The organism is Siminovitchia sp. FSL W7-1587 (assembly GCF_037963795.1).
GTDB classification, from domain to species: Bacteria; Bacillota; Bacilli; order Bacillales; family Bacillaceae_C; genus Siminovitchia; species Siminovitchia thermophila.
Genome location: NZ_CP150169.1, coordinates 257,598 through 271,683 on the forward strand (window position 1 = coordinate 257,598; position 14,086 = coordinate 271,683).

At 43.0% G+C, this 14,086-nt stretch carries 10 protein-coding genes; 1 reads left to right on the plus strand and 9 read right to left on the minus strand.

Annotated features, from left to right (window positions below; translation table 11 throughout):
- Nucleotides 1-92 precede the first annotated feature (92 nt).
- From NST31_RS01215 to NST31_RS01240, 6 genes are all read right to left on the minus strand, one after another.
- Nucleotides 93-1,382 (minus strand): pitrilysin family protein, encoded by a 1,290-nt coding sequence (locus NST31_RS01215; protein WP_205179997.1) that lies wholly within the window; start codon nt 1,380-1,382, stop codon nt 93-95.
- Nucleotides 1,382-2,659, minus strand: a complete 1,278-nt coding sequence (locus tag NST31_RS01220; RefSeq protein WP_339163444.1) for a pitrilysin family protein — start codon at nt 2,657-2,659, stop codon at nt 1,382-1,384. The genes NST31_RS01215 and NST31_RS01220 overlap by 1 nt, the downstream gene beginning before the upstream one ends.
- 103 nt (nt 2,660-2,762) lie before the next feature.
- Nucleotides 2,763-5,075 carry a DNA translocase FtsK gene (locus NST31_RS01225; RefSeq protein WP_339163446.1) on the minus strand — a complete coding sequence of 771 codons (2,313 nt, stop codon included), beginning with the start codon at nt 5,073-5,075 and terminating at the stop codon, nt 2,763-2,765.
- Nucleotides 5,076-5,797: 722 nt separating this feature from the next.
- The gene (locus tag NST31_RS01230) at nt 5,798-6,022 is read right to left on the minus strand and encodes a YlzJ-like family protein (protein WP_205179881.1); all 225 of its coding nucleotides are present in this window, start codon (nt 6,020-6,022) and stop codon (nt 5,798-5,800) included.
- Nucleotides 6,019-6,789 carry a ClpP family protease gene (locus NST31_RS01235; RefSeq protein WP_077111679.1) on the minus strand — a complete coding sequence of 257 codons (771 nt, stop codon included), beginning with the start codon at nt 6,787-6,789 and terminating at the stop codon, nt 6,019-6,021. Before NST31_RS01235 ends, NST31_RS01230 begins: the two co-directional genes overlap by 4 nt.
- Nucleotides 6,790-6,903: 114 nt before the next feature.
- On the minus strand, nt 6,904-8,571 hold the full coding sequence (locus NST31_RS01240; RefSeq protein WP_339163450.1) for a ribonuclease J: 1,668 nt from the start codon (nt 8,569-8,571) through the stop codon (nt 6,904-6,906).
- Between the two features lie 206 nt (nt 8,572-8,777).
- Here NST31_RS01240 and NST31_RS01245 point away from each other — a divergent pair, with 206 nt between their 5' ends.
- On the plus strand, nt 8,778-10,253 hold the full coding sequence (locus NST31_RS01245; protein WP_339163452.1) for a PAS domain S-box protein: 1,476 nt from the start codon (nt 8,778-8,780) through the stop codon (nt 10,251-10,253).
- A gap of 436 nt (nt 10,254-10,689) precedes the next feature.
- On the opposite strand, the gene dapA is transcribed toward NST31_RS01245, so the two are convergent.
- The 3 genes from dapA to asd are packed head-to-tail and all read right to left on the minus strand — an operon-like array spanning nt 10,690 to nt 13,909.
- Nucleotides 10,690-11,577, minus strand: a complete 888-nt coding sequence (gene dapA, locus NST31_RS01250) for a 4-hydroxy-tetrahydrodipicolinate synthase (protein WP_205179883.1) — start codon at nt 11,575-11,577, stop codon at nt 10,690-10,692.
- Between the two features lie 18 nt (nt 11,578-11,595).
- Complete coding sequence (dapG, locus tag NST31_RS01255; RefSeq protein ID WP_205179884.1) at nt 11,596-12,828, minus strand: aspartate kinase; 1,233 nt, start codon at nt 12,826-12,828, stop codon at nt 11,596-11,598.
- A gap of 13 nt (nt 12,829-12,841) precedes the next feature.
- Nucleotides 12,842-13,909 carry an aspartate-semialdehyde dehydrogenase gene (asd, locus tag NST31_RS01260; protein WP_205179885.1) on the minus strand — a complete coding sequence of 356 codons (1,068 nt, stop codon included), beginning with the start codon at nt 13,907-13,909 and terminating at the stop codon, nt 12,842-12,844.
- Between the last annotated feature and the right edge of the window lie 177 nt (nt 13,910-14,086).

Here is a 14,086-nt window from a genome sequence, read left to right on the forward strand (position 1 = left end):
TCTTTCCTTTCCGCTTAGGCGCTAATTCAGATGATTTTCCTCAAAAAATATACCTCTCCTTTCCAACAAAAGAGCCTGGCGCTAGCCAGGCCTTAACTGCCTTTTGGTATTACTTGGCAAACCGATATGCGGTCTTCGGAAAAAAATTGTTGCGCTGCGGTCACAGCATCGTTATGTGTAATGTTTTCTATAACAGGAAGCACTTCAAATAAATTGGAGTTGTTAAATGCATATCGGGTAAACTGGTTGGCGATAAATTCCGGTGAGTTCAAAGATCTTAAAAAGCCGCCAATCCGCTTCTTTTTGGCTCTTTCAAGCATCTCCTCCGTCAAGTAGGCCGATACATCCCCAAGCAAGATTTCATTAAGCCGCTTCGTCAAACGATCGGGGTCCCTTGTATCCCCCCCTATAATCGCAAACCCGAAGCTGTCTTCCTGTGTAAAATCATATTGAAACGTTTCGTCAATGAGCCCTTCATTATAAAGTGACTCGTAATGGCTTGAACTTTTGCTGAACAATGTATCAAGCAGCAAATTCATCACCACTTCTGTTTTAAGCAATTGTTTCCCCTCTGTCTCGGGTTGCATGGCTTTTACGCCTACTAAGCATTTGGCTGTCTGAACATCCATTTGCAAAACTTGTTTCTTTTTGGCGACAGTGGGTGGTTCATCCTCAAAGTGGCGTACAATATCAGCCGCTTTTTCAAATTGCTTTTTGCTTTGATCCGCGCGAATAAATTCCATCATTTCCTGTGGATCAACCGGACCGGTAATAAATAGCAGCATGTTGCTTGGGTGATAAAAAGTCTTATAGCATAGATATAAAAGATCGGCTGTAATCTCGGAAATGGATTCGATCGTACCGGCAATATCGATTTTTACAGGGTGGTTGTGGTACATGTTTTCAATGACCCCAAAATAAACCCTCCAATCGGGATTGTCATCGTACATCGTTATTTCCTGGCCGATGATGCCTTTTTCTTTTTCAACTGTTTTTTCGGTAAAGTAAGGCTCCTGGACCATATGAATAAGTGTTTCCAGGTTTTGCTTCACATTTGAGGTGCTGGAAAATAAATAGGCTGTCCGTGTAAATGACGTAAATGCATTGGCAGAAGCTCCCTGCTTACTAAACAATTGGAATACATCGCCATCTTCTTTCTCAAACATCTTATGTTCCAAAAAGTGGGCGATTCCATCGGGTACGGTTTGCAGTTGTTGACCGTTGAGCGGAATAAAGGTGTTGTCGATTGATCCGTACTTTGTCGTAAATGTGGCAAATGTTTTATTGAAACCTGGCTTTGGCAAAATATACACATCCAAGCCGTTTTCCAACGTTTCGTAATAAATGGTTTCCTTTAACTGCTCGAAAACAAGTGTCTTCATCATTTCTCCCCCTTTCCGCCTGTCAAAAAGTATATCGTATCCAATTGTACTTTTTTAGCGACGGCAACGACATTATCTTTCGTCGTGTTGGCCACTTCATGAATCCAGTCTTCCGGTTTAATGTTTGCCCGGGCAATGACGTTATGGTAAAGGACTTCAACCAGTCCTCTAGATGTATCGATCGCTTCAAGGAATTGGTTTTTGATCACTGCCTTTGTCTGTTCCATTTCTTGTTCTGTAAAATTTCCGGATTTCATGGAAGTCATTTGTTCGTGGATGATCGTTGTTGCCTGTTCGTAATTTTTATCATCAATTCCGGCCATCACCATGAGCAGCCCTTTATGACTTTCAATCCGGCTGGCCGCATAATAGGCCAAGTGTGCTTTTTCACGTACATTGATGAATAATTTTGAGTGGGGGAATCCTCCGAAAATGCCGTTAAACATTTGCAAATGGAAATAGTCCCTATGACCGTAGCGGATATTTGTACGATACCCGATATTTAATTTCCCCTGCTTTACATCCAGTCTTTCCACAATCGTTTTCAAATCCCTGTCCGGTTGCCCGCCTTCCGCATCAATGGTCTTTGGCGCGCGGTCTGTAAAGCTTATCTGTTCACAATATGTTTCAGCTTCCTCGCGGTCAATATCCCCGATAATATAAAGATCCAGCTCATCTTCCGCCAGGGCTTTTTCATAGTATTGATATAGAGATTCAGGTGTTATCTCATCTATCCGTTCCGCTTCTCCATGAACAAAAAGCGCGTATCGCTCTCCCTTGCACATTTCTTCGGTCAAACGGACGCTGGCATAACGCATTTTATCATCGTAAACAGATGTGATCCGCTGTTTTAAATTCCGCTTTTCTTTCTCGACTGTTTCCGAATCAAAAGCATTGTTAGTAGCATTTGGATGTAATAAGACTTCTTTGAGCAAAACCACGGCTTTTTGCAGCAGCGGCTCACTTCCTTGTAAATAAGCCTCATTCGCAATTTCAATGGTAAAAGTGATAATATGATATTCCCCTTTTTTGGCTAAATCCACTTGAAGCGTTGCTCCGTATAAATCATCCAAATAGGAGCGCAAGCTTGCCGTCGTTGGATGGTTTTTCGTCCCGCTTTGCAATACTTGCGGCAACAGCGCCCGCAAAGTGACTGTGTCCTGCTCTAAAGGAGCCTTCATTTTCCAGATAAACGTATTCGTTTTAAATTTATCTGTTTTTATCAAATGTAAAGTATATCCATTTATTTTTACTGTTTCTTCCTGGAGCAGCGCCATTCGCCACGCCTCCTTTTTACAATGAAAATAGGGCTTAAAATTGAAAAAACTTCCTCATGCATATCGTATGCCTTATTCCTTGGGGATATACAGCCTTGAACGTTTATGATGTCTGTTCCTCTGTCTGTTTCGGTATTAGTACTGCTCGAGGTTTACTCCCCTCATATGGACCTACTATTCCCCGAGCCTCCATTTCATCAATCAGTCTGGCAGCCCTCGTATAACCGATTCTGAATCGGCGTTGGAGCATGGAAACAGAGGCTGTCTGCATCTCCGCAATCAGTTGAACGGCATCTTCATAAAGCTCGTCCTCCACTTCAGCAGCTGTTTCCGGAATATCTTCCGGGATCATCTCTTCCTGATACTGTGCTTTTTGCTGGGATATCACAAATTCGACGACATTTTCAACCTCTTTGTCAGATAAAAATGCTCCCTGCACACGAACAGGCTTGGATGCGCCGACCGGCAGAAATAACATATCCCCCCTGCCAAGCAATTTTTCCGCCCCACCTGTATCAAGAATTGTTCTCGAATCGGTTTGCGAGGATACGGCAAACGCAATACGCGAAGGGATATTTGCCTTGATGACGCCGGTAATAACGTCCACAGATGGTCGTTGTGTGGCGATAATCAAATGAATTCCTGCGGCCCGGGCCATTTGGGCGAGCCGAGTGATCGAATCCTCCACATCATTAGAAGCCACCATCATTAAATCGGCGAGTTCGTCGACGATGACGACAATGTAAGGTAAAAGCGGCTGTTTGTCCTCCATTTTCACATTCATACGGTTGACGAACTCATTATAGCCTTCAATATTTCTAGTCCCGGTATGGGAAAACAGTTCATAACGTCTTTCCATTTCGCTGACTACTTTTTTCAGCGCCTGTGATGCTTTGCGGGCATCCGTAACAACAGGGGCAAGCAAATGGGGAATACCATTATAAACATTTAATTCCACCATCTTGGGGTCAATCATCATCATTTTCACTTCATGCGGCTTTGCCCTCATTAAAATGCTTGTAATGATCCCGTTAATACATACGCTTTTCCCGCTTCCCGTTGCCCCGGCTACGAGAAGATGCGGCATTTTATTCAGCTCTGCTACCACCGCCTCGCCCGTTATGTCCCTGCCTAAGCCAATTTGCAGCTTCGCTTCGGGCTTTTGGTGTTGTTTCGACTCCAGTACTTCCCTTAGCGATACGACGGCAACTTCCGAATTCGGCACTTCTATGCCAATTGCCGACTTTCCCGGAATGGGGGCTTCAATTCTTATATCTTTTGCCGCCAACGCCAGGGCTAAGTCGTCACTGAGGCTTACAATCCGGCTTACCTTTACACCTGCGTCCGGATGAACCTCATATTTTGTTACCGCCGGCCCCAAATGAACTTGCGTGACACGTGCTTTTACACCGAAGCTCTGAAATGTTTTTTCAAGTTTTGCCGCATTTGAATGGATTAATTTGTACTCGCTTCTTTGGTCGGCTGCTTTCGGCCTTACAAGCAAAGAGTTGGGGGGAAGCTTATAATCTTTATTTTCCACTTCTGTAAAAGTAAGAGGTTGTGATATGTCTTCGTCCGCCGTGTTTTCCTGTTTTGGCTTCACCGGCTTTTCGCTCTCCGTCACCATTGGCTGATCATGCGCAGCCGGATCTCGTTCCGTAAAACTCGATATAATGGGTTCCACTTCTTCCTCGACAACTTTTTTCACAATATCCTCGTTTTGTACCACTGTTTCATTTGCTTTTTCATCTTCTTTTCTCGCTCTTTTTTCTGCCTTTTCCGCCCTCCACTCTTTCAGGTCGTTTTTAAATGCCGCCCATTGTTTCTTAAAGAATGCCAGGCCCTTGAGACCTGCCGCTTCAATAAATCCTCCAATCGATTTGCCTGTCAAGAGTAATACGCCTGTAAAGATGAGAAAAAAGCTGATGATTTTCGTTCCGGTTGTGTCAAATAGTAAATGAGACCCCGAAAACAAAACGGCGCCGATCATCCCGCCGCCAAGGTCATTTGTCGATGTTTCATTTTGGATGATTTGCATGAAAAGGGAATATGTATTTTTAATCACACTGGCGTTGTCCAGCAGCCCTTTTTCCGACATAAATCCGAATAGCCTGATATGAGAAAACAAAAGTACGCTCGACAATATGAAATAGATGCCAATGAGCCTTCCCTTAAAAAAGGGCGGCCATTCCCTTTTAACAACAAAAAAAGCGGCCATATACAGTACCCAAAGCATCCCGGCCATATACCATTCGCCAAGGAAAAAGTAAAAGAAGTTGTGTATTCCTCGCCCGACCGCTCCCAATTTCACGATGGAAATTAAGCATAACGCGAATAACGCGATACCTGCGAGTTCAAATTGTAAGATCCTTTTCAATTTATTCGCTTTTCGACTTCTTTTTTTTCGTTTTGCCATCTTATTCACCTTGCGATCATTAAAAAATAAAGTGAAACTTCATTTCTTGGATGCCTTTCCCAAGAAATGTTAGTTGAACCAATCGGGCATTTAGGTGCCGTTTTCTCACACTTGGACTTTTTGTATTCACTCAAGACTTTGAAGTGGGAGTCTTACGGCACCTTACATGCGGGATAAAGTGAAACTTCATTTCTTGGATGCCTTTCCCAAGAAATGTTAGTTGAACCAATCGGGCATTTAGGTGCCGCTTTCTCACACTTGGACTTTTTGTATTCACTCAAGACTTTGAAGTGGGAGCCTTACGGCACCTTACATGCGGGATAAAGTGAAACTTCATTTCTTGGTATGCCTTTCCCAAGAAATGTTAGTTGAACCAATCGGGCATTTAGGTGCCGTTTTCTCACACTTAGACTTTTTGTATTCATTCAAGACTTTGAAGTGGGAGTCTTACGGCACCTTACATGCGGGGTAAAGTGAAACTTCATTTCTTGGATGCCTTTCCCAAGAAATGTTAGTTGAACCAATCGGGCATTTAGGTGCCGTTTTCTCACACTTAGACTTTTTGTATTCACTCAAGATTTTGAAGTGGGAGTCTTACGGCACCTTACATGCGGGGTAAAGAGAAAGCAGCCTGAAAACCGGGGCTGCATTTTCTTTCCATTATATCATAGATTTGGCTGGCTGAAGTAATGATACATGAAAGCGGGAACAGCGGTCAAAGCCTATAACAGCTTTGTTTCGTTGATCGTTAAGTAAGAACCGGGCTGTATTTCCGGACGCAAAAAGTCTTCCAAGTTACTGCTCATGACCCGAACCACTTTACATTGCTCCCCTTCCGGCTGCACGATGAGCGGGATGCCGTTCCACTGACACTGTCTTTGGTTCGAGAAATCTTCATCATGGGCAGGGAAAATGAGTTCATGCGGAACGATTGAATGGATGATCATTGGATGATGCCTCCTTCTTCTTCATTTTTGCCGGGATCATTTAGTTCAATGAGTTCATTCAACTTTTTCATCGCCTTTCCTATGCCGCCCACTTCATCTATTAACCCATATTTCACAGCTTCTTTTCCGATAATATTGGTTCCAATATCTCTCGTTAAATTTCCTTTCGCAAACATGAGGTCTTTAAATTTTTCCTCGGAAATATTGGAATGGCTAGTGACAAATTTTACAACCCGCTCTTGCATTTTATCCATGTACTCAAAGGATTGGGGAACACCGATGACAAGCCCGGTCAACCTGATGGGGTGGATGGTCATTGTGGCAGTCTCTGCGATAAAGGAATAAGAGCAGGAAACGGCTATGGGCACGCCAATGGAGTGGCCTCCTCCTAGGACAATCGAAACAGATGGCTTCGTCAAGGTAGACAACATTTCCGATATGGCCAAGCCCGCTTCCACATCACCGCCAACGGTATTTAATACGACGAGTAGTCCTTTAATATTGGGGTTTTGTTCAATCGCCGCCAATTGCGGGATAATATGTTCATATTTTGTTGTTTTATTTTGAGGAGGCAGTTGCATATGCCCCTCAATTTGGCCGATGATCGTCAAGCAATGTATGTTCGTATCCTGAGGCATTTGCGGAACATTCGTTTGCCCTAACTGTTGTATTTTCTCTATGATGCCGGAAGGCTTGTTTTCAGGTGTTTCATTCGGCGTTTCATTTGGTGTTTCAAAACGATATTCTGGATGATTGTCATTATTCATGGAGTCCTCCTGAGGTAAAGAATTCCACGTTATTATTTGCCTGTTTCCACTTTTCCATTCAAAGATAAAGCGTTCAAGAAAAACAAATTCTTGAACGCTTTTATCGCAACTGATTTATATTTCCATGATGATCGGCAAAATCATCGGCCTTCTTTTTGTGCGATCAAATAAATATTGATTGAGTTTGTCCCGGATATCTTGCTTGATTCCCGCCCAATCAAAAGAACCTTCCGCTACCGCTTGTTCCACGATTTTTCGTACGATTTTTGTGGATTCTTCGATTAATTTTTCCGATTCTCTGACATAAACAAACCCGCGTGATATAATTTCCGGTCCTGACGCGATGCGTTTATGCTTCTTGTCCAATGTGACAACAACCGTAAAAATGCCGTCCTGGGATAGTAATTTCCGGTCGCGAAGTACGATGTTTCCAACATCACCTACTCCTATGCCGTCAATTAACACATTCCCGGCAGGAACTCTGCCGCCTTGCCTCATTTTTCCGTCTTTGTATTCAATGACTTCCCCGTTTGCCGGTATAAATATGTGGTCTCTGGCCAGCCCTGTTTCTTCCGCCAGTTTCGCGTGAGAAAACAGCATGCGGTATTCTCCTTGGATCGGAATAAAATATTTGGGCTTCATTAAGTTAAGCATCAATTTTAAATCTTCCTGGCTGCCGTGGCCCGATACGTGTATTTTACGGTATGGTGTATTGACAACCGCGCCCGCCCGGTACAGAAGGTCGATCGTCTTGAACATAAATGTTTCCAACCCAACCGATGGAGTTGCTGTAATCAATACCGTATCACCTTTTTTAATATTTACCTGTCTATGGTTTTGTCTTGCCATTTTTTGTAGTGCTTCCAGCGGCTCGCCCATTGTTCCAGTGGATATAATGACAATTTCACTGTCATCATATTTGCCAATATCGGTGATTGGAATAATTAAATCCGTACCGGCAAGAGATAAATAGTTTAATTTGAGCGCTATTTCAAAGCTGCGTTCAATGCTCTTTCCTACAATAGCCACTTTCCGTCCATTTTCAAAAGCGGCATCAAGCGCTTGCTGGATTCGGATAAAATTCGACGCGAAACAAGCCACAATAATTCTTCCTGTTGCCGAATGAAAAATGGAGGACAGTTCCCTTTCCGTCACTGCCTCTGACGTAGTATAACCTGGGTGTTCCGCTTCCGTGCTGTCTGATAAAAGACACAATACCCCGGACTCGCCAATACTGGCCATTTTTCCGATTTCCGCCCTGTACAACCCGGTAGCTGCCTGGTCGAATTTAAAGTCGCCCGTATGGACAATTTTTCCTTCCGATGTTTGAATACAAATGCCTACAGAATCCGGAATGCTGTGTGTAGTATGGAAAAACGTAACTACTGCCCGGTCAAATTTCAGCCTGGAACCGGACTTGATCGTCTGGAAACGGACTGGTTTGACGCTATTTTCCTTCAGTTTTTCCTTTGCAAGGGCAATCGTTAATTTCGTTCCATATACAGGGGCATTTATTTTTTGCAGTACGTAGGGAAGCGCCCCGATGGCGTCTTCATGGCCGTGCGTTAAAAATATTCCTTTGATCCGTTCCCTTTGTTCTTCAAGCCATGTCGTATCTGGAATGACGATATCAATGCCAAGCATTTCGTTTTCTGGAAACTTGAGGCCGGCATCGATCACGAAGATCTCCTCATCCACCTCAACGACATACATATTTTTCCCAATCTCGCCCACCCCCCCAAGCGGGACAATTTTAATACTTTCGTTTTTTATTTTAGTCAAAATATTTTTCCTCCCATGGTGTTTTATTCCCGATCAAATGAAATCAGTTATGTTTTATTATACTTGATTGTTATTTCCATCTTCAACCCAACTGTCACCCAAAAAAAATAGCTACATGTTGCCAGCGCCGTCCAACAAGCAAATATGAGCTGTCTATGATACAATCCAATTAACCAACCTATGAAAAATATTAAAGGGGCAGCAATATGTATAAGGACTCTCTTTTTCACGAACTGGAAATGTACCGTTCTTTTATCCAATTTTCGGACATCCTTTTTTCCCGCCATGCTTTGGACGGCTCTTTTACATACGTATCACCAACTTCCGTTTCTTTGCTTGGGTACGAACAGGACGAATTGTTTAATACTCCTCTTTTCGAACTCATACACCCTGCGGATAAACATCAAGTTGAAGACTCCTTTTCAAGCAATATACACCAAAAAATATATTATCGTTTTCGCAAGAAGGAAGGGGATTATATATGGCTGGAAACGGCGATCATTCCCTTTCTTGATGGTGAAAAACCAAAGCAAATCTCTTGTATTTCAAGGGATGTCACATTTCAAATTGCCACTAAGGAACAATTGGAGGAGAATAAAGAAATTTATCGCCTTCTCGTGGAAAATTTTCAAGATACGGTCGGCATTATTACGAAACGCGGACATTTTATTTATATTAATGAAGCGGGGAAAAAATTGTTTGGCGTAACCGGAAAAGAAGAGCTGATCGGAAAATCCGTTTTCGACTTTCTCCCTATGGAGTTACATGCTATTTTTCAAAAACAATTGCTGAAAACTGGTTTGAACGAGACGTTTGAGATGAAAATATCCCGCCACGATGAACAACTAAAGCATGTCCAAGTGAAATTGATCCCTACAAAATATAAAGAACGTAGTACATATCAAATTTTAATACGCGATATGACGGAACAAAAAAAGGCCGAAGAATTGATGCACCGGACTGAAAAGTTATCGGTTGTCGGCCAGCTTGCGGCCGGAATAGCTCATGAAATTAGAAATCCACTTACCGTCATTAAAGGATTTACGCAGTTATTAAGCCAGGAAGAGGATAATGATTACCTGAATGTGGTTTTGGATGAACTGGAAAGAATTGAAGATATTGTGAGCGATTTGCTCATATTGGCCAAACCGCAGCCCTCCCGCTTGGAAAACCTTGATATTAGCCAACTACTTTCCAGTACCATCGACTTGTTTAAATCGGAAGCCATTTTGCATAATGTGGAAATCATACCGAATTTTGAGCTTTCAAATCCGTGGATTAAGGGTGAACCGAATAAACTGAAACAAGTATATATTAATATTATTAAAAACGCGATAGAGGCGATGCCAAAGGCTGGAGGAAAAATTTATATTACGGCGCAAAATTTAAGTTACCGCAAAATATTAACAAGGGTGCAAGATACAGGAGTAGGCATTCCGAAGGAAAGAATCCCCAATCTGGGAGAACCTTTTTACAGTACAAAGGAAAAAGGAACGGGCCTTGGATTGATGATTTGTAATCGCATCATTAAAAATCATGGCGGAACAATCAAAATTGACAGTGAACTAAACAAAGGAACTACAATCAGCATCATCATGCCTGCAGCAGACATCACCGAAAATGACGAGCTTGGCCAAGGGCCCCCTCTCCCAAAACCGGATACGGATAATGACCATAAGTGAAAATGAGGCTGGGACACAACAAAATCAGCTGAGAAAAACGAACAATACAGTGAAACTTCATTCAGTAGGCGTTTTCTTCCATCTCCTACTGATTGTTAGTTGAACCAATCGGGCATGTAGGTGCCGTTTCTCCCACTTGGACCTTTTGTATTCACGCAAGATTTTGAAGTGGGAGTCTTACGGCACCTTACATGCGGGATCAATTGTCCCAGTGTATCATACGCAAGCTTTTTGCGTAGTCAAAATATGTAGAGGAATAGCTCGAGCTGAAGATCCACAGGAAAGCGATCTTTGCTTTCCGAGGAAGCTGAAGAGACCTGCGGAAAGCGAAATATGTTGACGTAGCGATGATAGGAATTTTTTTAACACAAATAAACCGAACAATTATAAATGAATTGTTCGGTTTTTGCTATTTCGTATTTGCTTATGCCCCAGCTTAACAATTGGTTACTTTTACAGTTTTCAACAGTGCCTGCAAATTCAACCTTTCATCCTCCGTTAGAGGAACCAACGGAAGACGGACAGACCCCACATCAAATCCGGTTAACTGTAAAGCAGTCTTAACCGGTGTTGGACTGGGAGCATGGAACAGGCCCCGCATTAGTGGTAGTAATCGCTGATGAAGAAGTGCGGCATTTGCATGGTCTCCATTTAAAAAATAGCGTACCATTTCTTGTAATTCATTCCCAATGATATGGCTTGCCACCGATACGACTCCAGCACCGCCAATGGATAATACAGGCAGCGTAAAGGCGTCGTCCCCACTATACAATACGAAGTTGTCATCTGTTTCGGCAATTATTTTTGCCATCGCATCCAAATCTCCGCTTGCTTCTTTCACAGCCACAATGTTGTCTATCTTCGACAACTCAATGATTGTTTCTGGATGGATATTGACAGCTGATCTGCCCGGAATATTATATAGCATGACAGGCAGAGAAGTAGCCTCGGCAATTGAGGCAAAATGCTGATATAATCCAGTTTGGTTCGGTTTATTATAATAAGGGGCTACCAGCATAATTGCATCTACGCCTAATTGTTCTGCACGCTTCGTTAGTTCAATTGACTGATACGTATTATTACCGCCCGTACCCGCAATGACAGGTATACGGCCATCGGCCGCACGGACAGTATGGTCAAAAAGGGCGAGTTTTTCTTCCGTTGTCAGTGTGGGGGATTCCCCTGTTGTTCCTGATACAACCAAAGAATCGGTCCCGTTGTTGATCAGATGGTTGACAAGTTTCATTGTTTTTTTGAAATCTATATTGCCTTTGTTATCGAATGGTGTTACCATCGCCGTTGAAACTCTGCCAAATTGAGCCATTGTATTTACACCTCAACCTTACACATATTCTATTTTTTCTTTTTGCAATTCAAACACATCATGTAAAGCATTCACGGCATCCGCTAAATCTTTTCCTTCGACAAGGACCCAAATTGTCGTATGGCTGTCTGCAGTTTGCAGAATACGGATTTCCTTTTCAGCCAGCGCAGTAACAATTTTTGCCGTAACTCCCGGAACACCGGTGATTCCCGCTCCTACAACAGAAACTTTGGCACAATGACGTTCAACTTCAGGTTCGTATCCATGTTGTTTCAAGACCTCAACGGCACGGTCAATCGTATTTTCCGGTACGGTGTAGACAACATCGTTCGGTGAAATATTAATAAAATCAACACTGATATGTTTATTGGCCATTGCTTTAAATACTTCGGATTGAAAATAATATTGCCCCTCTTTGGCCGTTACTTTAATCTGGGAAACATTTTCCACATGGGCAATACCTGTTACGAGCTGTTCGCGGACATCAGGCATGTTGTTTTTCCGGTCTAACGTTGTAACAAGTGTGCCTGGGGACTCCGAATAAGTCGAACGGATTCGCAAAGGTATTTTAGCCTGCATGGCAATTTCAACAGCCCGGGGGTGAATGACTTTCGCCCCTTGATAAGCCATGTTGCATACTTCGTTGTAAGTAACCACTGTAAGCGGACGGGCTTTTTTGACAATCCGCGGATCCGCCGTCATCATTCCCTCTACATCTGTAAAGATATCAATGTATTCGGCATTAAGCGCCGCCCCAAGAGCTGCTGCAGATGTGTCGCTCCCTCCGCGGCCAATCGTGGTGATATCTCCGTTTTCAGCCGCGCCCTGGAAGCCGGCAACGACGACCACATCATTGGTCTTTAATGCTTCGATCAGGCGCTCGCACTTCATTTTTAATATTTTTGCGTTTGTATAGTCGCGGTTTGTCACAAATCCCGCCTGCGCTCCGGAAAAAGCGGAAGCTTGAATACCTTTTTGCTTCAAAGCATGTGTAAAAACGACACTGGAAATCGTTTCTCCACATGCCAAAAGCATATCTTGCTCTCTGTTTGACAGCGTTGTTTGATTACCGCCAATCAGGCCAAGCAATGTATCCGTCGCATATGGGTCTCCCTTACGACCCATTGCGGATACAACAACGACTACTTTATACCCGTTATGAATCGCATTTATAATGTGATTTTTTGCATGTTCACGTGTTTCGCTGTTTTTGACAGATGTGCCGCCAAATTTTTGAACAATTACTTTCATGATAACACCCCGATTACGAACTATGCTGTGGAGCGTTGACTAAACCCAATTTAACCAGGCTTTCTGCGATCTGAACCGTGTTTAGTGCAGCTCCTTTAAGTAGATTATCAGAAACGATCCACATATGGAACCCATTTTTTTCATCCAAATCTTGACGGATTCTCCCAACAAAGACATCTTCTTTGCCCGCGGCCATTGCCGGCATTGGGTATAGTTGTTCTTTCGGTTCATCCTGCAATGTTACACCGGGTGCACCATTCAGGACTTCCTTCATATTTTCAACTGTTACGTCATTTTGTCCAATTTCAATATAAACCGACTCGGAATGGCCAGTTTCAACAGGAAGACGGACACATGTAGCCGCTACTTTCAAATCAGGCATGCCCATAATTTTTTTCGTCTCATTGATCATTTTCATTTCTTCAAACGTATAGCCGTTGTCTGTGAATTTGTCAATTTGCGGAATCGCGTTAAAAGCGATTTGATAATGTTTTTTATCGCCGCCAACCGGTAAGATTTGCGGCTCGTAATGTTCTTCATCCAGAATCGCTTTCGATTGATCATTCAACTCTTCGATCGCGGCTGCTCCTGCCCCGGATACCGCCTGATAAGTGGAGACAACCACTTTATTTAAGCCGAAGGCTTTTCTGATCGGCTCAAGGGCAACAACCATTTGAATAGTGGAACAATTTGGGTTTGCGATAATTCCCCGGTGGTTTTTCAATGCTTCTGCGTTTACTTCGGGAACAACGAGCGGCACCTCCGGATCCATACGGAATGCACTTGTATTATCGATCACGATTGCTCCTCGTTTAACGGCTTCTTTTGCGAACTTTTGTGAAACGCTGCCACCTGCGCTAAACAAAGCTATGTCTACCCCTTCAAATGATTCAGGAACCGCTTCTGCCACAGTGATTGTTTCTCCGTTAAATGAAACTTGCTTGCCTGCAGAACGTGCTGACGAAAGCAATGTTAATTTACGAATAGGAAAGTTCCTCTTTTCAAGTGTTTGAATAATTTGCTGGCCAACCGCACCTGTCGCTCCCATAACAGCAACATGATAGCCTGTAGAATTTGACATATAAAACTCTCCTCCCAATCCCGACAACTTTTCTTAAAAACTAGGTATTACAGGATTTATTCAATAATAATCATTCTACCACATTTTTAAAAGCTTTTAATACTGTTTTGTGGAAAAGTTGCAACAGGGCAAGAACGAGCAGGGAAAAGAGAGTTGGCGATTTCTCCTTTTCCCTTT

Excerpts from the sequence above, each read along its gene's own strand:
- NST31_RS01215 (WP_205179997.1), bottom strand. The coding sequence starts at position 1,382 with ATGAAGACACTTGTTTTCGAGCAGTTAAAGGAAACCATTTATTACGAA.
- NST31_RS01220 (WP_339163444.1), bottom strand. The coding sequence starts at position 2,659 with ATGGCGCTGCTCCAGGAAGAAACAGTAAAAATAAATGGATATACTTTA.
- NST31_RS01225 (WP_339163446.1), bottom strand. The coding sequence starts at position 5,075 with ATGGCAAAACGAAAAAAAAGAAGTCGAAAAGCGAATAAATTGAAAAGG.
- NST31_RS01230 (WP_205179881.1), bottom strand. The coding sequence starts at position 6,022 with ATGATCATCCATTCAATCGTTCCGCATGAACTCATTTTCCCTGCCCAT.
- NST31_RS01235 (WP_077111679.1), bottom strand. The coding sequence starts at position 6,789 with ATGAATAATGACAATCATCCAGAATATCGTTTTGAAACACCAAATGAA.
- NST31_RS01245 (WP_339163452.1), top strand. The coding sequence starts at position 8,778 with ATGTATAAGGACTCTCTTTTTCACGAACTGGAAATGTACCGTTCTTTT.
- dapA (WP_205179883.1), bottom strand. The coding sequence starts at position 11,577 with ATGGCTCAATTTGGCAGAGTTTCAACGGCGATGGTAACACCATTCGAT.
- dapG (WP_205179884.1), bottom strand. The coding sequence starts at position 12,828 with ATGAAAGTAATTGTTCAAAAATTTGGCGGCACATCTGTCAAAAACAGC.
- asd (WP_205179885.1), bottom strand. The coding sequence starts at position 13,909 with ATGTCAAATTCTACAGGCTATCATGTTGCTGTTATGGGAGCGACAGGT.